The sequence below is a fragment of the Methylobacterium sp. E-041 genome (assembly GCF_022829665.1).
Lineage (GTDB): Bacteria > Pseudomonadota > Alphaproteobacteria > Rhizobiales > Beijerinckiaceae > Methylobacterium.
Window position 1 is genome coordinate 1 of record NZ_JAKSYQ010000053.1, and the last position, 26,777, is coordinate 26,777.

The 26,777-nt window shown below is 71.9% G+C and carries 23 protein-coding genes; 8 read left to right on the top strand and 15 right to left on the bottom strand.

Annotated elements, in window-relative coordinates:
* Positions 1–501: 501 nt before the first annotated feature.
* The 9 genes from MKK70_RS03765 to MKK70_RS03805 all read right to left on the bottom strand — a co-directional run bounded on the left by MKK70_RS03765 (position 502) and on the right by MKK70_RS03805 (position 9,822).
* Positions 502–1,332, bottom strand: a complete 831-nt coding sequence (locus tag MKK70_RS03765; protein ID WP_243938473.1) for an MBL fold metallo-hydrolase — start codon at positions 1,330–1,332, stop codon at positions 502–504.
* 43 nt (positions 1,333–1,375) lie between these two features.
* A complete protein-coding gene (locus tag MKK70_RS03770; RefSeq protein ID WP_243945886.1) occupies positions 1,376–2,173 on the bottom strand; it encodes a TatD family hydrolase in 798 nt (265 codons plus the stop codon).
* A 49-nt stretch (positions 2,174–2,222) separates the two neighbouring features.
* Positions 2,223–3,803, bottom strand: coding sequence for a methionine--tRNA ligase (metG, locus tag MKK70_RS03775; protein ID WP_243938430.1), 1,581 nt, complete (start codon positions 3,801–3,803; stop codon positions 2,223–2,225).
* Between the two features lie 93 nt (positions 3,804–3,896).
* Positions 3,897–4,958, bottom strand: coding sequence for a DNA polymerase III subunit delta' (locus MKK70_RS03780; RefSeq protein WP_243945889.1), 1,062 nt, complete (start codon positions 4,956–4,958; stop codon positions 3,897–3,899).
* Positions 4,948–5,664, bottom strand: a complete 717-nt coding sequence (gene tmk / locus MKK70_RS03785; protein ID WP_243945890.1) for a dTMP kinase — start codon at positions 5,662–5,664, stop codon at positions 4,948–4,950. The genes MKK70_RS03780 and tmk overlap by 11 nt, the downstream gene beginning before the upstream one ends.
* A 46-nt stretch (positions 5,665–5,710) precedes the next feature.
* Positions 5,711–6,931, bottom strand: a complete 1,221-nt coding sequence (locus MKK70_RS03790) for a D-alanyl-D-alanine carboxypeptidase family protein (protein ID WP_243945891.1) — start codon at positions 6,929–6,931, stop codon at positions 5,711–5,713.
* Between the two features lie 312 nt (positions 6,932–7,243).
* A complete protein-coding gene (locus MKK70_RS03795; RefSeq protein ID WP_243945893.1) occupies positions 7,244–8,488 on the bottom strand; it encodes a septal ring lytic transglycosylase RlpA family protein in 1,245 nt (414 codons plus the stop codon).
* Between the two features lie 325 nt (positions 8,489–8,813).
* Positions 8,814–9,131, bottom strand: a complete 318-nt coding sequence (locus MKK70_RS03800) for a ribbon-helix-helix domain-containing protein (RefSeq protein ID WP_147727996.1) — start codon at positions 9,129–9,131, stop codon at positions 8,814–8,816.
* Positions 9,115–9,822 carry a ParA family protein gene (locus MKK70_RS03805; protein ID WP_147727997.1) on the bottom strand — a complete coding sequence of 236 codons (708 nt, stop codon included), beginning with the start codon at positions 9,820–9,822 and terminating at the stop codon, positions 9,115–9,117. Before MKK70_RS03805 ends, MKK70_RS03800 begins: the two co-directional genes overlap by 17 nt.
* A 485-nt stretch (positions 9,823–10,307) precedes the next feature.
* Between MKK70_RS03805 and MKK70_RS03810 the strand changes: the two genes are divergently transcribed.
* On the top strand, positions 10,308–10,904 hold the full coding sequence (locus MKK70_RS03810; RefSeq protein ID WP_243945895.1) for a PAS domain-containing protein: 597 nt from the start codon (positions 10,308–10,310) through the stop codon (positions 10,902–10,904).
* Between the two features lie 75 nt (positions 10,905–10,979).
* Complete coding sequence (locus tag MKK70_RS03815) at positions 10,980–12,626, top strand: acyl-CoA synthetase (protein ID WP_243945897.1); 1,647 nt, start codon at positions 10,980–10,982, stop codon at positions 12,624–12,626.
* Positions 12,627–12,680: 54 nt separating this feature from the next.
* Here the strand turns inward: MKK70_RS03815 and MKK70_RS03820 are convergent, their stop codons facing one another.
* A complete protein-coding gene (locus MKK70_RS03820) occupies positions 12,681–14,924 on the bottom strand; it encodes a TonB-dependent siderophore receptor (protein WP_243945899.1) in 2,244 nt (747 codons plus the stop codon).
* 257 nt (positions 14,925–15,181) lie between these two features.
* On the bottom strand, positions 15,182–16,378 hold the full coding sequence (locus tag MKK70_RS03825) for an alpha/beta hydrolase (protein ID WP_147844607.1): 1,197 nt from the start codon (positions 16,376–16,378) through the stop codon (positions 15,182–15,184).
* 340 nt (positions 16,379–16,718) lie between these two features.
* Here MKK70_RS03825 and MKK70_RS03830 point away from each other — a divergent pair, with 340 nt between their 5' ends.
* Positions 16,719–16,880, top strand: coding sequence for a hypothetical protein (locus tag MKK70_RS03830; RefSeq protein ID WP_187274950.1), 162 nt, complete (start codon positions 16,719–16,721; stop codon positions 16,878–16,880).
* 22 nt (positions 16,881–16,902) lie between these two features.
* Here MKK70_RS03830 and MKK70_RS03835 read toward each other — a convergent pair whose 3' ends face one another.
* Positions 16,903–17,433: a winged helix-turn-helix domain-containing protein gene (locus tag MKK70_RS03835; RefSeq protein ID WP_243945901.1), complete on the bottom strand. Its 531-nt coding sequence runs from the start codon at positions 17,431–17,433 to the stop codon at positions 16,903–16,905.
* A gap of 161 nt (positions 17,434–17,594) precedes the next feature.
* Entirely contained in the window at positions 17,595–18,734 is a 1,140-nt protein-coding gene (locus MKK70_RS03840) for a replication protein RepA (RefSeq protein WP_243945903.1), read from the bottom strand.
* An 803-nt stretch (positions 18,735–19,537) separates the two neighbouring features.
* Here MKK70_RS03840 and mazG point away from each other — a divergent pair.
* Positions 19,538–20,362 (top strand): nucleoside triphosphate pyrophosphohydrolase, encoded by an 825-nt coding sequence (gene mazG, locus MKK70_RS03845; protein ID WP_243945904.1) that lies wholly within the window; start codon positions 19,538–19,540, stop codon positions 20,360–20,362.
* A gap of 121 nt (positions 20,363–20,483) precedes the next feature.
* Here mazG and rimO read toward each other — a convergent pair whose 3' ends face one another.
* Positions 20,484–21,839, bottom strand: a complete 1,356-nt coding sequence (gene rimO / locus MKK70_RS03850; protein WP_243938454.1) for a 30S ribosomal protein S12 methylthiotransferase RimO — start codon at positions 21,837–21,839, stop codon at positions 20,484–20,486.
* A 301-nt stretch (positions 21,840–22,140) separates the two neighbouring features.
* On the opposite strand from rimO, the gene pabB reads away from it, so the two are divergent.
* The 4 genes from pabB (at position 22,141) to MKK70_RS03870 (ending at position 25,603) form a co-directional block, all read left to right on the top strand.
* Positions 22,141–23,550: an aminodeoxychorismate synthase component I gene (gene pabB, locus MKK70_RS03855; RefSeq protein ID WP_243945958.1), complete on the top strand. Its 1,410-nt coding sequence runs from the start codon at positions 22,141–22,143 to the stop codon at positions 23,548–23,550.
* A gap of 145 nt (positions 23,551–23,695) precedes the next feature.
* The gene (locus MKK70_RS03860) at positions 23,696–24,316 is read left to right on the top strand and encodes an anthranilate synthase component II (RefSeq protein WP_147729349.1); all 621 of its coding nucleotides are present in this window, start codon (positions 23,696–23,698) and stop codon (positions 24,314–24,316) included.
* Positions 24,303–25,154: an aminotransferase class IV gene (locus tag MKK70_RS03865; RefSeq protein ID WP_243945905.1), complete on the top strand. Its 852-nt coding sequence runs from the start codon at positions 24,303–24,305 to the stop codon at positions 25,152–25,154. Before MKK70_RS03860 ends, MKK70_RS03865 begins: the two co-directional genes overlap by 14 nt.
* Positions 25,155–25,168: 14 nt before the next feature.
* Positions 25,169–25,603 carry a DoxX family protein gene (locus tag MKK70_RS03870; RefSeq protein ID WP_147844675.1) on the top strand — a complete coding sequence of 145 codons (435 nt, stop codon included), beginning with the start codon at positions 25,169–25,171 and terminating at the stop codon, positions 25,601–25,603.
* Between the two features lie 172 nt (positions 25,604–25,775).
* Here the strand turns inward: MKK70_RS03870 and MKK70_RS03875 are convergent, their stop codons facing one another.
* Positions 25,776–26,543 carry an invasion associated locus B family protein gene (locus MKK70_RS03875; RefSeq protein ID WP_243945906.1) on the bottom strand — a complete coding sequence of 256 codons (768 nt, stop codon included), beginning with the start codon at positions 26,541–26,543 and terminating at the stop codon, positions 25,776–25,778.
* Between the last annotated feature and the right edge of the window lie 234 nt (positions 26,544–26,777).

Here is a 26,777-nt window from a genome sequence, read left to right on the forward strand (position 1 = left end):
CACAAACACCAGGCCACCCGGCTCTCGCCAGCTGCCCCATCGCTCGTCATGTCGGTGGACCAAGTCCAGAACCGCGTCGCCGCCGCCCCGTCTCGATGAACAGGGGTATACGGACCACCCAGCAGCCCGTCAACAGCCAAATGCGGAGAAATCCATAAAATCCGCGACAGGCGTGTGACGCGGTCCTCCCGGGTTCCGGCGACGACGGCAGGCCTCTCCGGGAAGTCGACTCATCCCCACCCGTCCTCTTCGCGCGTCAGTGGCTGCGGCTCTCGGACGGCAGGCGTCGGGCCACCGTCCGCGCGGATGGGAAGCCTGCCGAACCCCTTTGACGGTGCGATCACGGGGTCTTCGCGAAACTGGACCGCGGAGGCGTTCGGCACGACATCGACGTCAGTCGGCCGGCCGGCCGGCCGGGCGATCGCCCGAGCAGGTGGCCCGAGCTCAGCCATCTGCCGCCGATCGCGCGACCGTCAGGCGCGCGTCCAACCCGGCACCGGTTCAATCCCCGTACGCCCGCGCGGGCCGATCGAGATCGAGGGTGACGGTCAGGCCGTCATAGGCCGGCACCACGCCGGGCGGCAGCTTGGCCGCCAGCGTCGCGTGGTCGAGGTCGGTGTGGAGATTGGTGAGGATCGCGCGGCGCGGGCGCACGTCCGCGATCAACGCCAGCGCCTCCGAGACCGAGTAATGGGTCGGGTGCGGGGTCTCGCGCAGGGCGTCGATGATCAGCAGGTCGAGATCGTGGAGCCGCGCCCGGCTCGCCTCGGGCAGGAGGCTGAGATCCGGGATGTAGGCGGCCGGCCCGAGGCGGAACCCGAGGGCCGCCTCGTTGCCGTGCTCGACCGGCAGCGCCTCCGCCTCGATCGCCCCGCCCTCCCCGCGGACTGCGACGATCTCGTGGATCGGCAGATCGCGAAGGTCGAGGATCGGCGGGTAGGCGCTGCCCGGCGGCGTCTTGAAGCAGTAGCCGAAGCGGGCGCGGAGCAGGTCGCTCGTGAGCGTATCGGCATGGACCGGAATGCGCGCGCGCATCTGGATCACCAGGGGGCGCAGGTCGTCGATGCCGTGGGTGTGGTCGGCATGGGCGTGGGTGAACAGCACCGCATCGAGGCGCGTCACCCCCGCATCGAGCAGCTGCTCGCGCAGGTCCGGGGAGGTGTCGATCAGCAGCGTCGTGGCGGCCTCGCCCTCCCGGCGCTCGACGAGGATCGAGCAGCGCCGGCGTCGGTTCTTCGGGTCGTGCGGGTCGCAGGCGCCCCAGCCGTAGCCGACGCGGGGCACGCCGCCGGACGAGCCGCAACCGAGGATGCGCAGAGTCAGCGTCGCCATCCGGACCTCCCGCTCGGGTGGTATCCGAGGACGGCGCCGGTTGTCACGCGGACGGGCCTGCCTTCAGGTCCGCCTTGGCGAACAAGCGATGGAAGTTCGCGGTGGTCAGGCGGGCGAAGGCCTCCGCTTCGAGGCCGAGGGTCCCGGCCAGCGACCGGGCGGTGTCGGCGGTGTAGGCCGGCTCGTTGGTCCGGCCGCGATGCGGCTCGGGGGCGAGGAACGGCGCGTCGGTCTCGACCAGGATGCGGTCGGGCGGCACCTGCCGGGCGATGTCGCGCAGAGCCGTCGAGCGGCGGAAGGTGACGATCCCGGAAAACGAGACGTAGAGGCCGAGCGCGACGCCCGTCTCGGCCAGCCGCGCGCCCGACGAGAAGCAGTGCAGCACCGCCGAGAACCGGCCGCGGCCCATCTCGTCGGTCAGCACCCGCTCCATGTGGGCGTCGGCGTCGCGGGCGTGGATCACCAGCGGCAGCCCGGTCGCGCGGGCGGCCTCGATGTGGGCGCGCAGCACCCGCTCCTGAACCGGTTCGGGCGCCGCGTCCTCGTAATGGTAGTCGAGCCCCGCCTCGCCGATGCCGATGCAGCGCGGGTGGTCGGTCAGCGCCGCGATGGTCTCGGGCGCGACGTCCGGCTCCTCGGCCGCGCCGTGCGGATGGGTGCCGACCGTGTACCAGACCTCCGGGTGCGCCTCGGCGATGGCGCGATAGGTGTCGGCCTTGGCGACCCGCGTCGCGATCGTGAGCATCCGGCCGACGCCGGCGGCCTTCGCCCGGGCGATCACGCCCGGGAGGTCGGCGGAGAAGTCGGGGAAGTCGAGATGGCAGTGGCTGTCGATGAGCATGCGGTCCGGGAGCCTGGGCGAGGGGTTCGGTGTGGCGGGAACGGCCGGCTCACGCAGCCGGTGCCTCGGGCTTCTCGAACCGCGGGAAGATCGGGCTCGGCGCCGGCAGCGGCGTTCCGGGCGTCAGGCGGCCGCCCTCCCCCACGTCGGCGAAGAGGCGCCGGTCGGCCGGCACCGCCAGCACGTCGAGCAGGCTCGCGGCCGAGCGCGGCACGAAGGGCTGCACCAGGATGCCGACCGCGCGCAGAACCTCCGCGGTCACGTAGAGCACGGTGCCCATCCGCTCCGGATCGGTCTTCTTCAGCTTCCACGGCTCTTCCGCCGCGAAGTAGCGGTTGGCGTCGGCCACCACCGCCCAGATCTCGGCGAGGATGGAATGGAGCGCGAGGTCGTCCATCAGCGCCCGCGCCCGCGCCGGCAGCGCGTCGGCGGCGGCGAGCAGTGTCCGGTCGGCCTCGGTGAAGGCACCCGGCTCCGGGACCGCTCCGGACACGTTCTTGGCGATCATCGAGAGCGAGCGCTGGGCGAGGTTGCCGAGGTCGTTGGCGAGGTCCGCGTTGATGCGGGTGATGATGGCCTCGTGGCTGTAGCTGCCGTCGCCGCCGAAGGGCACGTCGCGCAGCACGAAGTAGCGCACGGCGTCGACGCCGTAGGTGTCGGCGAGGTCGATCGGGTCGAGGACGTTGCCGAGCGACTTCGACATCTTCTCGCCCTTCGAGAGCAGGAAGCCGTGACCGAAGACGCGCTTCGGGAGCGGCAGCCCGGCCGACATCAGGAAGGCCGGCCAGTACACCGCGTGGAAGCGGACGATGTCCTTGCCGATGACGTGCAGGTCCGCCGGCCAGAATTTCCGCCGTTCGTCGGCCTCGTCGGGGAAGCCGGTGACGGTGAGGTAGTTCGTCAGCGCGTCGACCCAGACGTACATGACGTGGCCGGGCCGGTCGGGCACCGGCACGCCCCAGTCGAAGGTGGTGCGGCTGACGGACAGGTCCTTCAGGCCGGAGCGCACGAAGCTCGCGACCTCGTTCTTCCGCGATTCGGGGCCGATGAAGTCCGGTTGCGCGTCGTAGAGGGCGAGCAGGCGGTCGGCGTAGGCCGAGAGCCGGAACAGGAAGTTCTCCTCCTCCATCCACACGACGGGCGTGTCGGTGGCGAGCGAGCGGCGGGTGCCGTCCTCCAGGAGGCGGGTCTCGTCCTCGCCGTAATAGGCCTCGTCGCGGACCGAGTACCAGCCGGCATAGGTGTCGAGGTAGATGTCGCCGTTGGCCTCCATCCGCCGCCACAGTTCCTGCGCGGCGGCGGTGTGGGCGGGCTCCGTCGTGCGGATGAAGCGGTCGTAGGCGCAGTCGAGCCGGTCGGCCACCGCCTGGAACCGGGCCGCCATGCCGTCGACGAAGGCGCGCGGCGTGGTGCCGGCGCGCGACGCCGTCTGCTGGATCTTGAGCCCGTGCTCGTCGGTGCCGGTGGTGAACAGCACCTCGTAGCCGTCGAGGCGCTTGAAGCGCGCGATCGCATCGGTGGCGACCACCTCGTAGGCGTGGCCGATATGCGGCGCGCCGTTGGGGTACGAGATCGCCGTGGTGATGCTGAAGGTCTTGGTGCTGTTCGTCTTGGCGGTCACGTCGGACATTCCCGGATACGCGGCTCTGCAGGATCGGCGCCGTTCCGGCGCGGCGTCGTGCGCGTTCGCCGGCGCCGAACCGGCACCGTTCGGGACGATGCTCTAGCCGGTCCGCACGGCGCCCGCGAGGTCCGCGAACAGCGACAGGACCACGGGCCGGCGATCGAGATTGTAGGTCGCGGCCTCGCGCGCCGTACGGCCGAACTTCTCACACACCTCGACCAGGGCCGCAAGGCGCGCCGGCGGCTCCGCCCGCCGGCGGTGGAGCTCGGCCGAGACGAAGCGCTCGACGGTCTCCAGGCCGGCCGCGAACAGGGGCTCGGCCTCGCGCCCGGCGAGCTTGTCGGCGAGCTTGAGGACGCGGCCCCAATCGGGATGGTCGGCGCGCGACAGCAGGGTCTCCATCTCGGCGACCAGCCCCTGCATCGCCGGATCGAGCATCGCGACGGCGCGCGCCACCGAGCCCTCGGACAGGTCGGCGGCCCGGGCGAGCGCCTCGGCGGAGGGCGCCGGGAACGGCGGCGGGAAGCCGGACACCACCGCCGCCACGGCGCCCGCGTCCAGGGGCCGGAGCGCGAGGGCGCGGCAGCGCGAGCGGATCGTCGGCAGGAGCCGGCCCGGCGCATGGCTGACGATGAGGAACAGCGCGCGGGGCGGGGGCTCCTCCAGCATCTTCAGCAGTGCATTGGCGCCGTTGGCGTTCAGGTCCTCGGCGCTGTCGACGATGCAGATGCGGTAGCCGGCATTGCCCGCGGTGGAGCCGAACAGCTCGAGCGCCTTGCGCACCGCGTCGACCGGGATCTTGGTCGGCAGCGTCTTCGCGGTCGGCACCCGGTGGCGGCGCAGGGCCACGAGGTTCGGGTGCGAGAGCGCCGCGATCTTGGCCGTCACGGGATCGCCCGCGGCGATGTCGAGGCCGGGCGCGCGCGAGACCCCGTCGGGGTCGGCGAGCAGGCGGCGGGCGACGCGGTAGGCCAGGGTCGCCTTGCCGACGCCGGCCGGGCCGCCGATCAGCCAGGCATGGTGCAGGCGGCCCGAGGCGATGCCCTCGGCGAAGGCCGCTTCCGCCTCGGCATGGCCGACGAGGCGCAGCGTCTCGCGCGGGCGGACGATGCCGGGAAGGTCGCCGGGCTCGACGTCGTCGGGGGCGCGATCAGGCGGCATCGGTGCGGCCTTCGGTGTCGGCAAGGAGGCCGGGCAGGCGGCCGGCGACCGCTGCGCGGACCGCGTCCGCGACGGCATCGGGATCGCGCGCCGCGTCGACGAGGACGCAGCGCGCCGGCTCGGCCTGCGCGATCGCCCGGAAGGCATCGCGGAGGCGGGCGTGGAAGGCCAGCGCCTCGGCTTCGAAGCGGTCCGGTGCGGCCTGCGCCCCTTGTGCCCCCTGCCCGGCCGCCCGCGCCCGCGCACGGGCCAGGCCGATTTCGGGGTCGAGGTCGAAGATCAGGGTGAGGTCGGGCCGGGTCGGCCCGACGACGACCCGCTCGAGCGCCGCGACGGCTTCCGCATCGAGACCGTCGGCGGCGCCCTGGTAGGCGCGGGTCGAATCCATGAAGCGGTCGCACAGCACGACCTCGCCCGAGGCCAGCGCCGGGCGGATCAGGCGGTCGAGGTGGTCGATGCGGGCGGCCGAGAACAGCAGCGCCTCGGCGAAGGGCCCGTAGGGCTTGGCGACCCCGGCGAGCAGCGCCGTGCGGATCTCCTCGGCGCGGGTCGAGCCGCCGGGCTCGCGGGTGGTCGTGACCGTGCGGTGCGCGCCGAGCGTCCGGGCGAGGCGGGCCACCTGGGTCGACTTGCCCGCGCCCTCCCCGCCCTCGAAGGTGATGAAGACGCCGCGAGGTGTCGAAGCGGTCGGGGTCGAAGCGGTCATGGCTGCCGAAGCGGTGGTGGCAGCATGGGGCCGCGCCTCTCGGTCCTCACGACGGGTTGGCGGCCTTCTCGCCAGGCTTGTCGCCGGCTTTCTCGCCCTTGCCCGCCTTGTCGAAGGCGCGGCGGACGAGGCCGGTGCCGAACTCGAGCGCGGCATCCATCGCGCGCTGCTGGATGGTGCCGGCCTCGACGGAGGCGCCGGCATAGAGCGGCTGGTCGAGCGCCACCGCATCGCCGCGCATGATCTTCAGGCGGCCGACCTCGCGGCCCTCCTCCACCGGGGCGACCAGCGGCCCCTGGTAGACGGCGCGCGCCGTCACGCGATCGGAGGAGCCGCGCGGCAGCAGCACCCGCACCGGCTTCTTGGCGACCAGCGGCACCGATCCCGACGCGCCGCCGAACACCGAGGCCTCGGCCACCGTCTCGCCGGGGGTGAACACCTGCCGCGGCTCGAAGGCGCGGAACCCCCATTCCATCAGCTTGCGCGCCTCGGCCGCACGGTCCCGCGCGGTCTTGAGGCCGGAGATCACCATGATCAGGCGCTGGCCGTTCTGCACCGCCGAGCCGGTGAGCGCGTAGCCGGATTCCTCGAGGTAGCCGGTCTTGAGGCCGTCGGCGCCGATGTCGAGGGCGAGCAGCGGGTTGCGGTTCTGCTGCTTGATCTTGTTCCAGGTGAACTCGCGCTCGGAGAAGATCTTGTACAGGTCCGGGTAGGTGTCGATGATGTGCGCGGCGAGCCTGGCCATGTCGCGCGCGGTGACCCGCTGGTCGGGCGCCGAGTAGCCGGTGGCGTTGCGGAAGGTCGAGCGCGTCAGCCCGATCTCCTTCGCGCGCTGGTTCATGATGGCGGCGAAGGCCTCCTCGGAACCGGCCATGTTCTCGGCGATCGTGATCGCCGCGTCGTTGCCCGACTGGACCACGAGCCCGCGCAGCAGGTCCTGCATCTTGATGCGGCTGTTGACCTGGGCGAACATCGACGAGCCGCCGCCCCCCGCCCCGCCCCGGCGCCACGCGTCCTCGGTCACCGTGAACTCGGTCTCCATCGTCAGCCGCCCGGATTTGAGGGCGTCGAACACGATGTCGGTGGTCATCAGCTTGGCCATGCTGGCCGGGGCGAACGGCTCGTCGGCCGCCTTCTCGAACAGCACCGAGCCGGAATCGGCGTCGACCAGGATCGCGTGCGGCGCCGCGGTCTGGAAGACCTGCGCGCGGGCCGGCGTTGCGAGCGCGCAGGCCGCCGCCAGAAGGAAGACCCAGGTCCTGCGCATCAAAAACTCCCGTGCGGCCGGGCCGCCACGCTCGCGAACATCCCGCCTCGGATAACAAGCGTGACCATATTACGGTTTCCGCGCCGGATCGAATGCGAAATGACGCAGCGCACCTGCCCGCGCACCGACCGATGCGGGTTCTTCTACGATCCGAGGTTGCTTCGGGCCGAGATCGCCGGGACTTGAACGATCCCCCGGCCGCAGGGATACGCAGGGGGTCGGTCCCGGCCCGCCGGCCCTCCCCGCGACCGCGGGACCGACGGTCGTCTTGCGGACGACCGGGCTCCGCCAGGACGGGACGGCGCCGGCTCGTCAGTAGATCCCGGCGAGCCGCGCGCCGCGCTTGTCGGCAGGCTTGCCGGGCGGCTTCGCGGCGAGGTCGACGCGGCTCTTCACGACTGCGCGGGCCGTTCCCTTGTCGCCCGAGCTCTTGTCGCTCGGGGCCGCGGCGCCCGTGAGCCGGGCCAGCGCGAGCTTGGCCGAGGGCGGCATCGCGGGCGGGACGGAGCCCGGCCGGGCCGCCGGCACCCGTGCGGGCACGGCCTGGGCCGTGCGCGTCGCGGGCGAAGTCGCGGCGAGACGGACCGGCGCGTCCTTGCCGGGGAGCCGGGCGATCGGCGCGGAGGCCGTCGCCATGCGCTCCGCGGCCGGGTTGAGCCCCGCCACCCGCACCGGCGCCGGCCGGAACGCCTGGCCGCGCACGGCCGTCGGCTGCAGGGCGGCCGGCACGGCCACCGCCGCCCGCGCCAGCACGATCGGCGCGCGCACCGGATGCGGGGCGGGGGCCTCGTCGCGCTCCTCGCGCTCCGGTGCCGGCTTGAACGCCAGCGGCGCCGGCGTCGTGCGCGAGAACCGCTCCGGCTCCTCCGAGGGCCCGAGATCGGCCACCATCACCGGGGTGCGCACGCCCGCCGGCCCGCCGTCGGTGCGCAGCGTTGCCAGGAGCTTGCGGTCGTCGGAGCCGGCGACCGAGGCCTTGCCGAGATAGGCGACGCGCACGTGCGCGGTGCCCTTGTTGTGGAACTCGAGCGCCCGGGCGACCTCCTCCGAGACGTCCATGACGCGGTCGGCATGGTAGGGGCCGCGGTCGTTGACGCGCACCACCATCGAGTAGCCGTTCGCGGTGTTGGTGACGCGGACGTAGCTCGGCAGCGGCAGGGTCGGGTGGGCGGCGGCGATCGAGTGGCGGTCGAACACCTCGCCGTTGGCGGTCATCCGCCCGTGGAAGGCGGCGCCGTACCACGAGGCCAGGCCCTCGCGGACGTAGCCGCGGGCATCCTCCTTGGGCACGTAGGTGCGGCCGGCGACCACGTAGGGCTTGCCCGAGAAGCGGCGTCCGCCGCCCTTCGGGATCACGTCGCCCTCGTTGTAGAGGCGCGGGCTGGTCTTCACGCCGTATTTCGGGTCGAGCCCGTTGCCGGCGGGGCCGGCGAACTTCTGCGGGTTCGTGCTGCAGTTGGCGGTGGCCAGCGCGATCGCCGAGACCGCGAGCAGGCGCCGCAAGGGAAGCGGGCCGCGGCGCGAATCCGGGATTCGAAGAAGCGTCGAACGCGCCATGCCCACCGGATCCGCCTGTACGCCACGTGCCGAAGGTCCGGCCCGCACGGGAGCGGTCACGCCGGGGCGTCCGGCTCGCCCCCTGCACAAGGGGGCGGCGACCGAACGAGCCGACACTTGTCCGAACGCCGTAAAGGAAGCCTGAACGGAACGCGCCGCGCGCCGTCCGACCGCCGCGATTCACAGGGTTTCGCGTTCCCGCATCGCTTGAGCGTTCGGCGCCAAGGCGTTCCAGAATCGTTCAGAAACCGCTCGCACGCGGATCGGCGAGACCGGGCGGGGGCAAGGCCCGTACCCGTGATCTCGCCGGTGCGGTTGCGGAGCCTCAGCGCTGAAGCGGCTCCGAGAGCTGCTCGATCGAGCGGGCGCCGCGCTGCTTGAACAGCAGGTCGAGGGCTTCCAGCATGATCGCGTGCATCTTGGTGCGCTCGGCATAGGCGAGGTCGCGCAGCTGGTCGTAGACCGGCGGCTCGAGATAGACCGACATCTGCCGGGCGCGCTCCTTCAGGGTGGCGGGCCCGCGCTTCGGCGGGCTCGCGCCGCGGTCGAGCTGGACGATCTCGGCGGTCTGCGGCACGGCGCGCGCGGCCGGCACCGAGGCCGCGACGATCGAGGCGAGATTGAGCTTAGGCGGCTTCGACATGCTTCACCGCCTTGCCGGATCCTATCTGGCCCGAAACGGGCTTGCCCGAGACCGCCTGTCCCGATCCGACCTTGCCCGCCTGCGTGCGCTTCTCGATCCAGGACCACAGCCGGCGCACCTCGCCCGCCGCCTGCCCCTTCGGGTTGAACTCGGTGACGCCCTGGCCGACGCCGATCGCGTCCTGGTGGTCGGTGCGCGCCACGATGTTGACGTCGGGGAGGATGCCCAGCACCGCGAGGCCGTCGGCCGCGTCGCGGATGCGGTAGGAGCGCGGCGGCGTCTGGTTGAGGACGAAGGCGAACTTCTTCTCGAGCCGGTACACGGCGGCGAGCGTCGGCTTGAACGCGCGCAGGTCCGCGGGCGTCGGCCGGCACGGGATGATGCAGAGGTCGGCGGCGCGGATCGCCGAGAGGGTGCCGGTGGAATCGACGCCGGGCGTGTCGATGAAGACGTAGTCGTAGGCCGAGTCCCGAAGCTGGGTCATCACGGCGTCGATCTGCGTCGCATCGATCTGCGCGACCTCGGGGCCCTCCGCGGTGCGGTGGTCGAGCCAGTCGGAGATCGTGGCCTGCCGGTCCATCTCCAGGATGCAGACCGAGCGGCCGGCCTCCTGTGCGGCGACCGCGAGCGAGATGCAGAGCGTGCTCTTGCCGCTGCCCCCCTTCTGGGTGACGAAGGTGATCGCTTTCATCGGCCGGTCCTCGGTTCAAGCTGCCTTGGCTCAAAAGCGCGCGCATGCGCGTCGCGGTGCGGCACGATCCGGCGTCCTGCCGGGCGCGGGCATGCCGCCGTCCCGTTCGCAGGCCAAAGCCGGAGTTGCGGCGCACGCGCTCCGGGCAACCTAGAATCGGGGAGCTCCGCGCGAAGGCGAGGATCCTGTGACCCAGGGATGCCGTGATCCCGATATCGCGTCGATTATGGTTAAGAGGCCGTTAACGGAGGCGGGCCCCGGCTCGGGCCGGCCGGCATCCGCTCGCCATCCGCCGGCTCCGGAACGCGGCCCGAGACCCGGGATGCGGAGGGTTTTTCCAACCTCAAGTTTGTTTTCGAGGGCTCCCTGTCGGTTCTCACTTTTCTTAGAGGAAGCGATGCCTTAGATTGCTTTTCGAGGGCGCCATCCCGTCCGTCGATCGTACCTCAAGTTTATTTTTGCTGCCGCCGGCCTTTAGGAGTTGCATGGCACAGGCTCCGAACCCGCACTCCAACGACGAGCTCCGGGCTGTCCTCGACGCCTCCGGCGTCGTCGGCGCCTGGGTGCACGATCACTGGGCGGGGCGTCTCACGCTGTCGGGCGACTTCGCCGGCTTGCTCGGCCTCGATCCCGAGGTCGCCGCCGGCGGGGTATCGATCGACACGTTCCTCGAGCGGACCCATCCCGAGGACCGCAGCCGGGTCGAGAGCTGCCTGCACGCGGCCGGCGAGATCGGCGGGCCGGTCGAGGCCGAGTTCCGGACCGTCGAATCGGCGGCGGGCGTGCGCAAGCTCCTCATCCGCGGGCGCGTCGAGCGCAATGCGGTCGACGGGACGGCGCAGGGGCGGGGCATCGCGATCGATCTCACCGAGAACCGGTCGGCGGACCTGCGCCAGACGGAGCGCCTCGTGAACCGCATGGCCGAGCACGCCATCGCGCTCCGCGCCCTCGCCGACGGCCTCGGGGAGGCGAACCTGACCAAGCTGATCGACGGCCTGATGATCGAGATCGGCTTCGAGCTCGCCAAGTTCCTGCAGGATCCGCGCTCCCTCGGCGAGCTCCGGGCCGAGCGCCACCACTGATCCGGGCGGCCGCAGGCCGTTGGATCACGCTGCCGTGCGCGGTACTGTCCGGGCCTTGCTCGCCGGGAGGCCGCCATGCGCCGCGACACGATCTACGACCGCGACCTCGACCGGAATCCGGCCAACCACCAGCCGTTGACGCCGCTGGGCTATCTCGACCGGGCGGCGCGGGTGTTTCCCGACCAGGTCGCGGTGATCCACGGGCCCCTGCGGCGCAGCTATGCCGAGCTCTACGCCCGCTGCCGCCGCCTGGCCTCGGCGCTCGCCGCCCACGGGATCGGCCGGGGCGACACCGTCGCGGTGCTGCTCGCCAACACGCCGGCGATGATCGAGTGCCACTACGGCGTGCCGATGGCGGGCGCCGTGCTCAACACCCTCAACACCCGCCTCGACGCCGCGGCCCTGGCCTTCTGCCTCGATCATGGCGAGGCCAAGGTCCTCGTCGCCGACCGGGAGTTCTCGCGCGTCGCGCGCGACGCGCTGGCGCAGGCCGGGCGCAGCCTGCTGGTGATCGATTACGACGATCCGCACTATGCCGGCGCCGGCGAGGCCCTCGGCACCCGCGACTACGAGGCGTTCCTCGCCGAGGGCGATCCCGAGCACGACTGGGCGATGCCCGACGACGAGTGGGACGCGATCAGCCTGAACTACACCTCCGGCACCACCGGCGACCCGAAGGGCGTGGTCTACCACCACCGCGGGGCGGCGCTGCTGGCGCTCGGCAACGTCGTCACCGGGAGCCTGGGGCAGCACCCGGTCTATCTCTGGACGCTGCCGATGTTCCACTGCAACGGCTGGTGCTTCCCGTGGACGCTGTCGATCGTGGCCGGCACCCATGTCTGCCTGCGCCAGGTCCGGGCCGAGGCGATGTTCGCGCTAATGGCCGAGCACGGCGTCACCCACCTGTGCGGGGCGCCGATCGTGATGCAGCTGCTGATCAACGCCTCCGACGCCGAGCGCCGCCCCCTGCCCCACCGGGTCGCGTTCTTCACCGCCGCCGCGCCGCCGCCGGAGGCGGTGCTGGCGGGCATGCGCGAGGCGGGCTTCGCCGTCACCCACCTCTACGGGCTGACCGAGAGCTACGGCCCGGCCGTCGTCAACGCGTGGCACGCCGAGTGGGACGACCTCCCGGCCGACGCGCAGGCCGCCAGGAAGGCCCGCCAGGGCGTGCGCTATCCCGTGCTCGAGGGCCTCGACGTGCGCGACCCCGAGACCCTGGAATCGGTGCCGGCGGACGGCCGGACGATGGGCGAGGTGATGATGCGCGGCAACGTGGTGATGCGCGGCTACCTCAAGAACCCGGCCTCCACCGAGGCGGCGTTCCGGGGCGGCTGGTTCCACACCGGCGACCTCGGCGTGAAGCACCCCGACGGCTACGTGCAGCTCAAGGACCGCTCGAAGGACATCATCATCTCGGGCGGCGAGAACATCTCCTCGATCGAGGTCGAGGACGCGCTGTTCAAGCACCCGGCGGTCGCCGCCGCCGCGGTCGTCGCCAAGCCCGACGACAAGTGGGGCGAGACGCCGTGCGCCTTCGTCGAGCTCAGGGACGGCGCCGCGGCCAGCGCCGACGACCTCATCCGGTGGTGCCGCGGGCGGCTGGCCGCCTACAAGATGCCCCGGACCATCGTGTTCGGGGAGCTGCCCAAGACCTCCACCGGCAAGGTGCAGAAGTACCTGCTGCGCGAGCGGGCGCGGCAGGAGCCGGGGCAAGGATCGTAGGGAGCCGAGGATCATGGCAGTCGACCCGGGCGGCGCGCGCCGCCCGCGGGAGGCTCACCACTTGTAGCTCAGGCTCGCGGTGATGCGTCGGGCCTCGCCGTAGAAGCAGGCCGTCGTCGACTGGCAGGCCGAGACGTAGCGCTTGTCGGCGATGTTCTGAGCGTTCACCGCGAAGCGCCAATTGTCGCGGGTGTAGTGCACCACCGCGTCGAACAGCACCCGCTCGGGCACCGTCAGGGTGTTGGCGGTGTCCGCGAACGAGCGCCCGACGTATCGCGCGCCGCCGCCGAAGCCGAAGCCGCGCCACTCGCCCCCCGGGATCGTGTAGTCGGCGAACACGGTGGCCAGAGTCTCCGGGGTCGCGGTCGGCGCCCGGCCGATCACCCCGACGTCGCCGCGGGTGACCTCGATGTTGAAGGTCGTGAACGAGGCGGTGACGTTGAGGTCGCGGGTGAGGTTGGCCACGAACTGCGCCTCGAAGCCGCGCGAGCGCGTCTCGCCGAGCTGGAGCTGGTTGAGGTTGTTGCTCGGGTCGATCGTCAGCGAGTTGGCCAGGGTCAGATCGAAGGCGGCCAGCGTCAGGAAGGCGTCGTAGCCCGGCGGCTGGTACTTCACGCCGACCTCATACTGGTCGCCGGTGGTCGGCTTGAACGGCTGGCTGAAGAAGTTCGTCCCGATCTGCGGGTTGAAGAAGCTCGCGTAGGAGACGTAGGGCGCCAGGCCGAAATCGAAGTTGTAGATCAGGCCGTAGCGCTGGGTGCCGGCGTTGGCGGTCTGGCGCGTGACGGTGCTGGCCAGCAGGTTGTTGACCTCGTTCGAGGTGAAGTCGCCGCGGCCGGAAAGCACCAGGGTCAGCTCGGGCGTGAGCTTGATCTGGTCCTGCGCGTAGAGACCGACCTGCTGGAAGACGTCGTAGTTGACCAGGTAGGGCGCCGCCGCCACGGTCGGCGAGCCGTAGTTCGGCGCCAGCAGGTTGAAGTTCGCGACCGCCGGGCCGACGAAGCCGCCCGTCGCCTGGTTGTCGTTCAGCTGCACGTTCTTGTAGTCGAGCCCGACCAGGAAGGTGTGCCGGAACAAGCCGTCGTCGAACCGGGCGACCGCGTTGTTGTCGACGTTGAACGCGCCGATCCGCGAGGTGGCGCGGAAGCGGTAGCGCGCCAGCTGCGTCTGCAGCGGGTCGGCGTAGCCGTTGATGCTGAACGAGTTGTCGTAGGACTCGCTGTACGCGTAGCGCAGGTTCTGCCGGAACGTCCACGTGTCGTCGAAGACGTGCTCGAACTCGTAGCCGAGGCTGTACTGCGTCCGGCGATAGACGTTGTTGTCCTTGTCCTGGACGTTGTAGCTGCGCGGGATGCGCGCGCCGAACACGTCCGGGCGCGCCGTGCCCTGGTAGGGCAGGAAGGCGTTGATGCGGCCGGTGTCGTCGTATTGCAGGCTCGTCAGCACGGTGAGCGTGGTGGCGCCGTCCGGCTTGTAGGTGAAGCTCGGCGCGATGTAGCCGCGGTTCTCGTCGAGGCCGTCCACCTGCGTGCCGCCCTGCCGGCCGATGCCGGTCAGGCGGTAGAACCAGTGGCCCTCGGTGTCGGCCGGGCCGCCGAAATCGAAGGCGAGGTACTTCTGGCCGAACGAGCCGCCGCCGACCTCGACGTAGTTCAACGGCTCGAGCGGGGGCTTCTTGCTGATGATGTTGATCAGGCCGCCGGGGCCGCCCTGGCCGAACAGCACGGCGGCGGGGCCGCGCAGCACGTCGACGCGCTCGACCCCGAACGGATCGACCTTGTAGGAGGCGAAGCCGTAGTTGAACAGCTGCAGCCCGTCCCGGTACAGGCCGGTGTCGCTCGCGGTGAAGCCGCGGATCTGGAAGAAGTCGACCCGCGAATCCGGGCCGAAGGCGTTGCCGAACACGCCGGCCGAATAATTGATGATCTCGCCGATCTGCTGGGGCTTGATCGCGTCGAGCTGCTGCCGGCCGATCACGCTGACCGATTGCGGCGTCTCGATCAGCGGCGTGTCGGTCTTGGTCGAGGTCAGCGTGCGCTTGGCGACGTAGCCGTCGATCGGCCCGCGCGGATCCTCGCGCGGGACCACGACGCGCGCCGCCGTGCCGTCGCGCGACTCGACGGTCAGTTCCTCCAGGCGCACGCTGCCCTGCGCCGAGGGCTCGCCGACGCCGCGGCGCGGCGCGGTCGCCTCCTGCGCGGACGAGGGCAGGACGAACGGCGCCAGCGCGATCAGCGAGGCGCCAGCTAGCACGAGGCGACGCGGGTTCGGGGTGGGGCGGGGGGCGGGACGACGCATGGGACTGAAGGGCCTTGCCAGGATGCGGACAGCAGGGGACGATCGCTGCGAAAACGGCTTCGCGACGTTGTTTGGAATGATGCTAAACTGATGTTATTACTAGCTTTTCCGGGTCTTCGTTACGGCCGGGCCGGATCGCGCACAAGGCCTCGGCGGACGGATGCACCCGCCCTGTGGCCTGCAAGCCACGGTTGATACCGCCATCCCGGCCCCGGCGCTCCGCGTGCCCTGCCCTGCTCTTCTCTGCCCGGGCGGCCTCAGCGCGGGCGCGCGGCGATCCAGCCGATCACCGCGTCGGCGACCTGGTCGCTGTTCTTTTCCAGCATCATCATGTGGCCGTTGCCGCGCAGGCCCTGGTCGACGAGCTTGAGGCTGTCGGGCCTGGCACCGGCCTGGGCGAGGAAGGCGGTGGTGCAGTCGTCGACCGGGGTGCGGAACGAGGCTTCGGCGGTCACGATCACCGCCGGCACGCGGGCGAGGTTCGGGAGCCGGCGCACCGGCTCGCCCTGGAGCCAGCAGCGGATCCGACCCTCGGCCGCCGGGGCCTTGGCCTGCATCACCACGAGATCCTCGGGCGACGTCACCGGCGGGTCGAAGGTCAGCGGCACGCGGGTGATGCCGTAGGCGCGGGCGCGCCCGTCGCCCGCCTTCTCGTAGAAGTCCTTGCCGCCGCGCAGGCGCACGTCGAAGAACGGCGGCCCGTTCGGCTCGATCGCGACGTGGGCCTTCACGAGGTCGGGCCGCGCATCCGAGACCGCCCAGCCGAACAGCCCGGCCTGCCCGTGGGTGACCAGCACCGCCGGCCCGATCTTGTCCAGCAGCGCAATCAGCGCCGGGTCGACCAGCTCCTCGGTCTGCTGCGCGCCGGCGAGGTAGGGCACCTGGCTGGCGAAGAACTGGTCGAAGGCGGCGTTCCCCTGCACGCCGGGGCCGCCCGGCCACTGGGTGTGGAGCTTGGCCTGCGGGAACAGGTCGTAGAGCTCCTGGGCGGTGTAGGTCTCCTCCAGGGCGCGGGTCGAGAACCGGGCGTAGGGCCCGTAGACTTCCGGGTTGGTGCCGGACCGGCCGCGGCCGACCTGGTCGACGATGTAGACCGCGAACCCCTTCTCGACGAAGCGCTGGGCCCAGCCGGGCCGGCCGTCCGGCGTCCCGAGGAAGTTGACCCCGGTCTGCGAGATGCCGTGGACCATCACCACCGGCCAGGGCTGCGTGACGGTGGCCGGCCGCCGCGACTGCACGAACATCTGGCCGACCATCACGGTCTTGTCGGCGACGCGCTCGTAGCGGCCGCCGATGTAGAAGTAGCTCGCCACCGTCAGGGGCCCCTGAGCGGGGGCGTCCGCGGCGGCGGACGGCCCGGGCTGCACCCCGGCGACGGCGAGCCCCACGGCGACGAGACCCGCGCCGAGCCGCTTGCGCACGCCGCGCCCCGAAAAGCCCTGCCTGGCGATCATGCCGTCCTCCCGCCGAGGCCCTGCCCTCCGCCGGGCGGCTTATCGCGGGATTTGCGGCGATGGGCCAGCCGTCCGCGGCCGCATCCGGCCCGGAGCGGCCGCGAAACCCGCACCGCGGAAGCCCGGTTTGGGCGCTGTCGGGTCGGACGGATCGGCGAACCGAAGAAATTCTTCACGGTTTCTCCATCGATCATGCGTTCGATGCAGCATTCGCGTGCGGAGACGCACGAGACCCGAGCCGGGCACATGACTGCCACCGCGTGCGGCCCGGTGGTGCCCGCCGGGCACGAGGCCCAGATTCAGGGCCATCGCAACCGCACCCGCTTCAGGACCTTTCGCCGTGGACGTCTCGACCGCCAAGACCCTCGTCTCCGCCGTGCTGGTCTGCGCCATCGTGCTGTTCAGCGGCATCTCGCTGCGGATGTTCGTGCTGGAGGTCGGCCGGGATCTCCGCAGCGCGCGGGCGCAGCGCGTAACCGCCGGCAACGACCGCCGCGACTAGGCGCCCTTCCGCCGGATCCGCCTCAGCCCCGATCCAGATCGAGCGCCGGCGCGTAGATCGCGTCGCCGAGCCGCCGCAGCGGCCCGTGCGGGCCCGCGCGCTTCCACAGCCGCGTGTTCAGCGCCGCGACCGGATCCTGGCCGGGGACGGCGAACCCTTCCGCGACGAGCGCCTCCAGGATCTCGCCCGCATGCATCGGCCGGCCGGCGCGCACGAGGATGCCGCAGGCGGCCTCGACCAGGGCGCGGCCGTAGCGGCGCGCGCCGACGGGATCGACCTCGAACGCGACGGGCACCCGCTCCGGCAATGGCTCGGGAGCGGGAGCGGGAGCGGGAGGCTCGGCCCGGAGGGCGGCGCCGGCGGCGCGCGGTGCGTCGGGCTCCGGCGGGACGTGATCCTCGGGCGCCTCGATCGCCCGAGATGGCTCGCCCCCGCGCAGGCGACGGCCGAGCTCGAGGTAGAGGACGTGATCGGCGATCTCGCGCTCGAGGGCGTCGCGCTGGCGCCGCAGGCTCGCGAGCCGCGCCTCGATCTCCGCTTCCGACAATCCCATGATGGGCCCGCATCTTCCCTGATACTCAGATATGGAATATCAGGCATCGCGCTCGAACGGAAGATTGTTTTGCCTCGGAATTTTGCTCCGCTGAGGGAATGGAGGTGACGTTTCCTGGAAGCGTACTAAGAGAATAGATCAGTCAGGCGATGCCCGTTCCCTCAGGCTGCCGCGTCCTTCCCTGCCGACGCCTTCCGTATTCCCTTGCGCGGCGGGACGAGGAGCATGCCGGGATCGGCCGGCTGCAAGGTCATGCCGCCGTCGTCCAGCGCGATCGGCAGCTTCGGGAAGACCTCGCACAGGTGGGCGATGTCGGTCTTGAACGCCTGCCGGAAGCTGCGGATGCAGGCGTTCTCGGCGCCGAACTGGCCGTGCAGGTTGGTCCAGGTGAGCCTCAGGGGCCGCTGCAGGGCGCGCAGGCGGTAGCCGACCCAGAACAGCAGGTCGAGCTTGCGCGCCGAGCCCGAGAAGGCCCGCGCCGCCCGGATGTCGACGGGCAGGGCGTGCCGGATCAGGTTGTCGTAGAAGTCCTGGTGGAACTGCACGGTGCGGGACCAGGCCGCGCCCTCCCCGTCCCTCGCCCCCTCCCTCATCCCATCCTTGGCCCCGTCCCGGGCCGTGGGCCGCCACAGGTCGAGGCTGCGGAACGGCGGCACGTTGAGGGTGCTGGCCTGGTCGTGCCCGTCCCACAGGCCGATCTGCATCGAGCAGGCGGCGAGGCGGTTGAGCTGTTCCTTGAACTGCCGGATCGTGCCGCGCTCGCCGCCGGTGACGGCAAAACCCATCTCGCGCATGAAGCCGGAGAGGGAATCGGCGACCGCGATGGTCGGGCTGCGCTGGCGCACGGCCTCGGTGCAGAGGTGGAGCAGCACGAGCCGCGCCTTCGGGCCGTAGGGCAGGCCCTGCGGCTCCATCTCGCCGGTGATCGGGCTCTTCAGCCGGCCGGCGACGAGGTTCAGCGAGTTGCGGCCGTAATCGCGCGAGAATTCCCGCACCGGCCCGGGATCGCGGTAGGGCAGGCCGCAGAGCGCGAGCACCGAATGGATGTGCTGGAGGTTCTCCGGCACGGTCGGCTGGTTCTCGATCACCTCGCGCACGGCGTCGCGCCGGCGCTGGTCCCGCCCCATCCCGGCCCGCCGGCCGGCGACCGCGCCCTTGGCCGAGGCCTCCGCGTCGCGGACCTGCTGCCGGTGCAGGATGTGCTCGACGATCTGGGCGAACAGGAAGCCGCCACGCGCCGCCTCGACCTCCGCGCGGAGGTCGGCGTCGCGAATGCCGGCCAGTCTGTCCTGGATCCCCATGCCCGTTCCGAAACTCCGCGACCGCGCTGCGCGGACCATCCCTGCCCGGGCCGCACCTGCAAGCGCCCGATCCCGCGGCCGCATCGGGCCGGGGCACGATGGTCATGACACGATTTGCCGGCCCGGAGTCCCCGGGGGCGGGCGGGTTATCCCGGCTATCCACGCTTCCCCTCCCCCCAAGGTTTCGCGGGCGGCGTCCCCCAGGGGTTCGCGGGCGGCGTCCGATGCGTGGGGGTGGGTCGATGCGCGCCGCGCAGAGTTCGATGCGGGGTCGCGACCGCCGGCCGGCCACGCAGAGTTCGATACGCGCAGGGGCCGCCGACTTGTCCCCATTCCCCACCGCCCTTGGCGTGAAATCACGCCGAATCGCATGCGGATCCACGCAGACTCCGATGCGGCCTCCCGGGAATCCCACGCAGACTTCGATGCGATCCCACGCAGAGTCGGATGCGGACCTACGCAGAGTCGGATGCGAGAACCCCCACCAAGCCATTGTCGGGGATAGGGTTTTCGGCGCCCCATATAACCTTCAGAACAGACTCTCTGAGAATCGTTTCTGATAGATTTCCTAGGCCTCCTGCGGTGTCGTTCGCTTTGGCGAACACCCCGAAACCCTCAGAATGTCCACTTGGAACACAAGGAATATGCCGCTTTTGTCCCCAAAGGCGCGCCGGAAGCGCGGAGCCGGACCGGGAGCGGCGGCGTGCGCCGCGAGGCTCGCGCAGGTGATTTCGCGGCCGTGCCGGTCTACCCCTGCGGCCGGTGGGCGTCGGGCAGGCCGACCCCGTGAGGAGCCGTGACGCATGGCCGAAGCGCCGCTCGATGCCTTGAGGCGGGTGATGGCCGCGCTGCGCGATCCGAACCGCGGATGCACCTGGGACGTCGCCCAGACTTCGGCGAGCATCGCGCCCTACGCCCTCGAGGAGGCCTACGAGGTCGTCGACGCGATCGCGCGCGGCGATCTCGGCGACCTGCGCGAGGAGCTCGGCGACCTGCTGCTGCAGGTGGTGTTCCACGCCCGGATGGCCGAGGAGGCCGGCGCCTTCGATCTCGACGACGTCGCGCGCACGATCGTGGCGAAGCTGGTGCGGCGGCACCCGCACGTGTTCGAGCCCGACGGGACCCTGCTCCCGGCCGGCAGCCCGCGCCGCGACGCGCGCGCGGTCGAGGCGCAGTGGCAGGCGATCAAGGCCGCCGAGCGCGCCGCCAAGCCGTCCCGCGCCCCGGCGGGACCGCTCGACGGCGTCGCCCGGACGCTTCCGGCCCTGACCCGGGCCGAGAAGATCTCGCGGCGGGCGGCCGGCTACGGCTTCGATTGGGCGGATGCGGCGGACGTGGTCGCCAAGGTCCGCGAGGAGGCCGACGAGGTCGCCGAGGCGCTCGCCGGCGACGACGGGCAGGCCGTGGCCGAGGAGATCGGCGACCTGCTGTTCTCGGTGGCCAACCTCGCCCGGCACGCCGGGATCGACCCGGAGGCGGCGCTCAGGGCCGGCAACGACAAGTTCGTGCGCCGCTTCACCGCGATGGCCGCCCGGCTCGAGGCCGCGGGCGGGACGCTGTCGGATGCCGACCTCGCCGCGATGGAGGCGGCCTGGGCCGCGGTCAAGCGAACCGAGCGCGAGGCCTGATCGCGGATTTGAGATTCCAAAGGGATCATCCCTTTGGCGGGTGTCGGGCGGAGCCCGACGAATAGGCACCAGGGCTTCGCCCTGGACCCACGAAAGGGATGATCCCTTTCGAAACCCGCTCTCAGACCACGCTGCCGCGCAGGTCGTAGGCGTCGGCCGCCTCGATCCTCACGGTGACGATGTCGCCCTGGCGCACCGGCCGGCGGCTGGCGACGTGGACGGTGCCGTCGATCTCGGGCGCGTCGTATTTCGAGCGGCCCTTGATGCCGTCGGCCCCCACCGTGTCGACGATCACGGGCAGGCGCTTGCCGATGCGCGCCTTCTGCAGGCGCAGCGAGACCTGCTGCTGCGCTTCCATGAAGCGGCGCTTGCGCTCGGCCTGCAGTTCCGGCGGCACCGCCGCGCCGACGGAATTGGCGAGCGCGCCCGTCACCGGCTCGTAGGTGAAGCAGCCGACGCGCTCGAGCTTGGCTTGCCCGATCCAGTCGAGCAGCTCCGAGAACTCGGCCTCGGTCTCGCCGGGGAAGCCGACGATGAAGGTCGAGCGGATGGCGAGGTCCGGGCAGGTCTCGCGCCAGCGCCGGATGCGCTCGAGCTGGCGCTCCTGGTTGCCCGGGCGGCGCATGCGCTTGAGCACGGTCGGCGAGGCGTGCTGGAGCGGCATGTCGAGGTAGGGAAGGATCTTCCCCTCCGCCATCAGGGGGATCACCTCGTCGACGTGCGGGTAGGGGTAGACGTAGTGCAGCCGGACCCAGGCACCGAGCTCGCCGAGTTCCTTGGCGAGATCGTAGAACTTCGCCCGCACCGCGCGGTCGCGCCACGGGCTTTCGGCGTAGCGCAGGTCGACGCCGTAGGCGCTGGTGTCCTGCGAGACGACGAGCAGCTCCTTCACGCCGGCCTTGACCAGCTTCTCCGCCTCGCGCAGCACGTCGCCGGCGGGGCGGCTGACGAGGTCGCCGCGCAGCGACGGGATGATGCAGAAGGTGCAGCGGTTGTTGCAGCCCTCCGAGATCTTCAGGTAGGCGTAGTGCCGCGGGGTCAGCTTGACGCCCTGCGGCGGCACCAGGTCGAGGAACGGGTCGTGGGCCGGCGGCACCGCCTCGTGGACGGCGGCCACCACCGATTCGTAGGCCTGCGGGCCGGTGACGGCCAGGAGGTTCGGGTACTTGTCGCGGATCTCGTCGGGCTGGGCGCCCATGCAGCCGGTGACGATGACCCGGCCGTTCTCCGCCATCGCCTCGCCGATCGCCGAGAGCGATTCGGCCTTGGCCGAATCGAGGAAGCCGCAGGTGTTGACGATGACCACGTCCGCCCCGTCGTGGCGCCGGGCGAGCTCGTAGCCCTCCGCCCGCAGATGCGTGAGGATCCGCTCGGAATCGACCAGCGCCTTCGGGCAGCCGAGCGAGACGAACGAGATCTTGGGTGCGGCCGAGACCCTTGCGGGCGTCGGATCGGACGGAAGAGCGGATGCGGTCATGCTGCCTTCGTGCGGCGTGGACGCCGCCAGGTCGGACGCCTCGAGAATCCGAGGATGGGGGACATCCCGATCTTCGGCCCGAATTTTCGTGATGGGGCATCGCTATAGCGGGATCGCGGCGCCCGCGCGAGCCCCCGCCGGCGCGCGGCCGAGCGCCGAGTGGGATTGCGTCGGGCGCATCGGTCGCAAAACCCTGCGGCATCGGCTGCGGCTTCCCAGGGGCTACCGCCTGTGCGAGGCCTTCGGACCCACCGACGGGCCGGCACCCGTCGCCCTCGAACCGGACGCGACAGCGCAGGACATGGCGGCGCAACAGATCTGGACCCGGGAGATCCCGTTCGTCGACCCCGTCGCGGCGGCGATGCGGCTGCGCCGCTGGCCCGGCCTCGCCTTCCTCGACAGCGCGATGCGGCACGACACCCTCGGCCGGGTCTCGATCCTGGCGGCCGACCCCTTCGCCCGCTTCCGGTTTCGCGACGGCCGCGCCACGCTGGACGGGCGGCCCGTCCCCGGCGGGCCGATGGCGGCGCTCCGCGCCTGCCTCGCGCCCTACCGGCTCGGCCCGGAGGAGGGGGCTGCGTTCTCCGGCGGCGCGATCGGCTACTGCGCCTACGATCTCGGGCAGGCGCTGGAGCGGGTGGTCCCGCCCGCGCGCCGGGCCGGGCTGACGGACGACGCCGCCTTCGACCTCCACGACGTCGCGCTCACCATCGACCACCGCGCCGGCACCTGCCGCCTCGCCGCCACCGGCTTCCCGGAGACCGAGCCGTCGCGGCGCGAGGCCCGCGCGCAGGCGCGGCTCGCCGCCTTCGCCGATCGCCTGAGCGGGGCGACGCCGGAGCCGGCCGCCCTGCCCCCGCGCGCTGCCCCGCCGACCTGGCACTCGAACTTCACGCGCGCCCGCTACGAGGCGGCGGTCGACCGGGTGCGGGACTACATCCGGGCCGGCGACATCTACCAGGCCAACATCGCCCAGCGCTTCACCGCCGCCCTGCCCGCGGGCTTCGACCGGTTCGCGTTCTACCGCCGCTTGCGCGAGACCAACCCGGCGACCTTCGGCGCCTATCTCGAGTTCGACGGGCTGACCGTCGCGTCGAGCTCGCCCGAGCGCTTCCTGAAGCTCGAGGGCAGCCAGGTCGAGACCCGGCCGATCAAGGGCACGCTCGCGCGCAGCCCCGACCCGGTCGAGGACGCGGCCCGCGCCGCGCGGCTGCTCGCGGACCCGAAGGAGCGCGCCGAGAACACCATGATCGTCGACCTGCTGCGCAACGACCTGTCCCGGGTCTGCGCGCCGGGCAGCGTGCAGGTGCCGGTGCTGTGCGGGCTGGAATCCTATGCCGGCATCCACCATCTCGTCTCGGTCGTCACGGGTACGTTGCGGGACGGTCTCGACGGCTTCGACCTGCTGGAGAGGACCTTTCCCGGCGGCTCGATCACCGGCGCGCCGAAGCTCAGGGCCATGGACATCATCACCGAGATCGAGGGCGACGCGCGCGAGCTCTATTGCGGGGCCATCGGCCGGATCGGGTTCGACGGGTCGCTCGACACCGCGATCGCGATCCGCACCGTGTTCATGGACGCGACGACCGCGGTGCTCCAGGCCGGCGGCGGCGTCACCCTGCTCTCCGAGCCGGCGGCCGAGTACGACGAGACCCTGACCAAGGCCGCCCGCGTGTTCCAGGCGTTCGAGGCAGAGGCGTTCGAAACATGAGCGCGCCTGCGCGAGCCCGGGCCGGCGCGACGACCGGGGGCCGCACGGGGAGATCCGAGCGGAGGTCGGCGCGCGCGACCGCGCGTCGCCGGCGGCGCGGCCGATGCCTGCGGCCGGCGACGGCCGGGGGCCACCGGGAAACCCCATGATCCTCGTCGTCGACAACTACGACTCGTTCGTCTTCAACGTCGTCCGCTACTTCGAGGAGCTGGGCGAGACGGTGCGCGTGGTGCGCAACGACGCCCTCGACGTGGCCGGCATCCGCGCGCTCGCCCCCGACGCCCTGGTGATCTCGCCGGGGCCGTGCACGCCGGCCGAGGCCGGGATCTCGCTGCCGGCGATCCGCGAGCTCTCGGGTCGGATGCCGATCCTCGGGGTCTGCCTCGGGCATCAGGCGATCGGCGCGGCCTTCGGCGGCACCGTCGAGCGGGCGCGGAAGCCCCTGCACGGGCAGGCGACGCCGGTGGCGCATGGCGGGGAGCGGCTGTTTGCCGGGCTGCCGCCGGCGATGCAGGTCGGGCGCTACCACTCCCTCGTGGTGGCGCCGCAGCCGGCGATGGCGGCCCACCTCACCGTCGACGCGCGCTCGGCCGAGGGCGAGGTGATGGCGCTGTCGCATCGCCGCCATCCGACCTACGGCATCCAGTTCCACCCGGAATCGGTGCTCACCGAGAACGGCCACGCGATCTTCTCGAACTTCCTCGGCCTGGCCCGCGACTGGCGGGAGCGGCCCGCATCCGGGGAGGGCGGCGATGCTGTGGCATGACGGCCGCCTGATCGACGGCACCACCCTGCCCTTCGACCTGACCGATCGCGGCCTGACCCTGGCCGACGGCGTCTTCGACACGGCCCTGGCGCTGGCCGGCCGGGTCGCCTTCGCGGACGCGCACGTCGCCCGCCTCGTCGCCTCGGCCGAAGGGCTGGGCTTCTCCGTGTCCGCCGATGCCGCCCGCACGGCGATGCATGCGCTCGCCGCCACGGGCGATCGCCTGGCGATCCGCACCACCGTCACCCGCGGCACGGGCCCGCGCGGCCTCGCCCCGCCGCCCGATCCGCGCCCGACGCTGTTTGCGACCGCGGCCGTCAGCGACCGCCGGATCGCGTTCGCGCCCCTGCGGCTGTGGCCCACCGCCATCGCCCGGAACGAGACCTCGCCGCTGGCACGGCTCAAGACCCTCGGCTACGGCGACGCGATCCTCGCGGCGCGGGATGCGCGGGCGGCCGGCTTCGACGAGGCCCTGTTCTGCAACACGCGGCGGCACCTCGCCTGCGCCGGCACCGGCAACGTCTTCGCGCTGTTCGGCGACCGCCTGGTCACGCCGCCGCTCGGCGACGGGGTGCTGGCCGGCATCGTGCGCGCCGTCGTGATCGCCGACCTCGCGCCGGCCTGCGGGCTCGCCTGCGAGGAACGGTCCGCGACGAGGGCCGAGCTGCGCCGCGCCGACGCGGTGCTCGTCACCAATTCGCTGCGGCTCGTCGCACCGGTCGCGGCGATCGGCGACACCGCCTACGCGACCGACCACCCGGTACTGATGCGGCTGATCGCGGCCCTGCGCGACCGCGTCGCAGCGGAATGCGGCGTTCCCGCCAGCGTCGTCGCATGACGGGCGGGCGATCGATGGAGACGCCCGGGCGGATCTGGCTGCGGCGCGGGCTGGTCGGCCTCTACGGCCTCGTCGGCGCGGTGCACCTCGCCGCGCCCGACACCTTGATGCCGATCATGCCGGCCTGGGTGCCGGAGCCGCGCCTCGTGATCCTCGGCACCGGGCTCTGCGAGGTCGCGGGCGCGCTGGCGCTGACGCGCCCGGCCCTGCGCCGGGCGGCCGGGATCGGGCTCGCGCTCTACGCGCTCTGCGTCTGGCCGGCCAACATCAAGCAGGCGGTCGAGGGGATCGTGGTGCCGCCGCTGCCGGATTCCTGGTGGTACCACGGCCCCCGGCTGGCCTTCCAACCGGTGCTGATCTGGGCCGGATTGTTTGCCGGCGGCGCGATCGACTGGCCGTTCCGCCGCGCGGCGTCGCGGGCTGCGGGCCGGCGCGCCCCGGGGCGATGATCCCGTGATCCCGGGATCCGGTCATGCTGCGATCCCGTGATCACGGGATCTTGTGCCGATCGCATCATGCCGGCACCCCGAAGCGGAAAAGCCCGGCGCTTCGGGGCGCCGGGCTTCTTGCAAAAGTCAATTTGCAGGGGCCGATCCCGACGGCGGGATCGGCGGTCGCGAATCAGGGCTTGGGGGCCGCCGCGGCGCCGGCGCCGGCCGCGCCCGGCTGCTCCAGCTTCTTGCGCATGTCCTCGCTGCGCTTCTCGAGCTCGGCCTGGAGCTTCTTCTGCTGCTCCTCGAGCACCTTCGGGTCCATGGCCGGGCCGTCGAAGGCCTTGCCGAAGCCGGCGAGCGGCACGGCGAAGGTCACCTCGCGCTGGGTCTGGTTCTGCACCGAGACGTTGAGCGTGGTGCCCTTCTTCATCGCAGCGACGACGCCGGCATCGACGCCGCCGGCCTCGGCGAAGCAGCCGTTGGGGAAGCAGACCGCGAACTTGCCGGCGGTGCTCTGCTGGCCGTCGACGGTGAAGCGGATGCCGGGCTGCAGCAGCAGGCCGAGCGGCAGCAGGTAGCGCACCACGCGCACCTCCTGCTTCGTGGCCGGGTTCTTCATCTCGTACACGGCGACCGCGAGGACCGGCTGGCCCTGGTCGGAGACGAAGTCGCGGGTGGTGTAGCAGATGTCGGTGCCCGACCCGCCGTCCTTGCCGCAGACCTTGGTCCAGTCGGCCTGGCTCGGCTCGGACTTCACGGTCACGGTCTGCGGGCCGGTCTGCGCCGCGGTGTTGGCCGCCGGCGTGCTCTGGGCCGGGGCGGGGGCCGCCGGCGCCGGGGCCGCGGGGGCCGGCGTCGCCTTCTTCGGCTGGGCGAGGGCGGGTCCGGCAAGGCCGGCGAGCGCAAGGAACGCGGCGGCGCGCATCAGGAGCGCCGGGCTTTTGGCGAAGGACATCGGCTCAGACCCTTTGAAGTTCGTCGATGAAGAGGACGTCGTCGTGACGGGAAAACGTGATGCGGTGCGGGACGCGGGCGGCCGGTCCGACAGGGCGCCGCGCTGGTCCCGGGCGATCGGGCGGCCTGCATTCCCCGCCGAATGCGGCGAAGGCATGACACCCACCGCGACACCCGGCCCCGCGCATGCGGGACATCCGCGGGTCGGCCTTAGGCGGGGGTTAACCCTAAACCT

Bases quoted from the DNA above. Each gene is read 5' to 3' on its own strand.
- MKK70_RS03865 (WP_243945905.1), top strand. From the start codon at position 24,303: ATGCTGTGGCATGACGGCCGCCTGATCGACGGCACCACCCTGCCCTTC.
- mazG (WP_243945904.1), top strand. From the start codon at position 19,538: ATGGCCGAAGCGCCGCTCGATGCCTTGAGGCGGGTGATGGCCGCGCTG.
- MKK70_RS03825 (WP_147844607.1), bottom strand. From the start codon at position 16,378: ATGATCGCCAGGCAGGGCTTTTCGGGGCGCGGCGTGCGCAAGCGGCTC.
- MKK70_RS03875 (WP_243945906.1), bottom strand. From the start codon at position 26,543: ATGTCCTTCGCCAAAAGCCCGGCGCTCCTGATGCGCGCCGCCGCGTTC.
- MKK70_RS03800 (WP_147727996.1), bottom strand. From the start codon at position 9,131: ATGTCGAAGCCGCCTAAGCTCAATCTCGCCTCGATCGTCGCGGCCTCG.
- MKK70_RS03765 (WP_243938473.1), bottom strand. From the start codon at position 1,332: ATGGCGACGCTGACTCTGCGCATCCTCGGTTGCGGCTCGTCCGGCGGC.
- MKK70_RS03770 (WP_243945886.1), bottom strand. From the start codon at position 2,173: ATGCTCATCGACAGCCACTGCCATCTCGACTTCCCCGACTTCTCCGCC.
- MKK70_RS03780 (WP_243945889.1), bottom strand. From the start codon at position 4,958: ATGCCGCCTGATCGCGCCCCCGACGACGTCGAGCCCGGCGACCTTCCC.
- MKK70_RS03805 (WP_147727997.1), bottom strand. From the start codon at position 9,822: ATGAAAGCGATCACCTTCGTCACCCAGAAGGGGGGCAGCGGCAAGAGC.
- MKK70_RS03860 (WP_147729349.1), top strand. From the start codon at position 23,696: ATGATCCTCGTCGTCGACAACTACGACTCGTTCGTCTTCAACGTCGTC.
- MKK70_RS03795 (WP_243945893.1), bottom strand. From the start codon at position 8,488: ATGGCGCGTTCGACGCTTCTTCGAATCCCGGATTCGCGCCGCGGCCCG.
- MKK70_RS03810 (WP_243945895.1), top strand. From the start codon at position 10,308: ATGGCACAGGCTCCGAACCCGCACTCCAACGACGAGCTCCGGGCTGTC.
- MKK70_RS03790 (WP_243945891.1), bottom strand. From the start codon at position 6,931: ATGCGCAGGACCTGGGTCTTCCTTCTGGCGGCGGCCTGCGCGCTCGCA.
- rimO (WP_243938454.1), bottom strand. From the start codon at position 21,839: ATGACCGCATCCGCTCTTCCGTCCGATCCGACGCCCGCAAGGGTCTCG.
- tmk (WP_243945890.1), bottom strand. From the start codon at position 5,664: ATGACCGCTTCGACCCCGACCGCTTCGACACCTCGCGGCGTCTTCATC.
- MKK70_RS03870 (WP_147844675.1), top strand. From the start codon at position 25,169: ATGGAGACGCCCGGGCGGATCTGGCTGCGGCGCGGGCTGGTCGGCCTC.
- MKK70_RS03815 (WP_243945897.1), top strand. From the start codon at position 10,980: ATGCGCCGCGACACGATCTACGACCGCGACCTCGACCGGAATCCGGCC.
- MKK70_RS03820 (WP_243945899.1), bottom strand. From the start codon at position 14,924: ATGCGTCGTCCCGCCCCCCGCCCCACCCCGAACCCGCGTCGCCTCGTG.
- metG (WP_243938430.1), bottom strand. From the start codon at position 3,803: ATGTCCGACGTGACCGCCAAGACGAACAGCACCAAGACCTTCAGCATC.
- pabB (WP_243945958.1), top strand. From the start codon at position 22,141: ATGGCGGCGCAACAGATCTGGACCCGGGAGATCCCGTTCGTCGACCCC.
- MKK70_RS03835 (WP_243945901.1), bottom strand. From the start codon at position 17,433: ATGGGATTGTCGGAAGCGGAGATCGAGGCGCGGCTCGCGAGCCTGCGG.
- MKK70_RS03840 (WP_243945903.1), bottom strand. From the start codon at position 18,734: ATGGGGATCCAGGACAGACTGGCCGGCATTCGCGACGCCGACCTCCGC.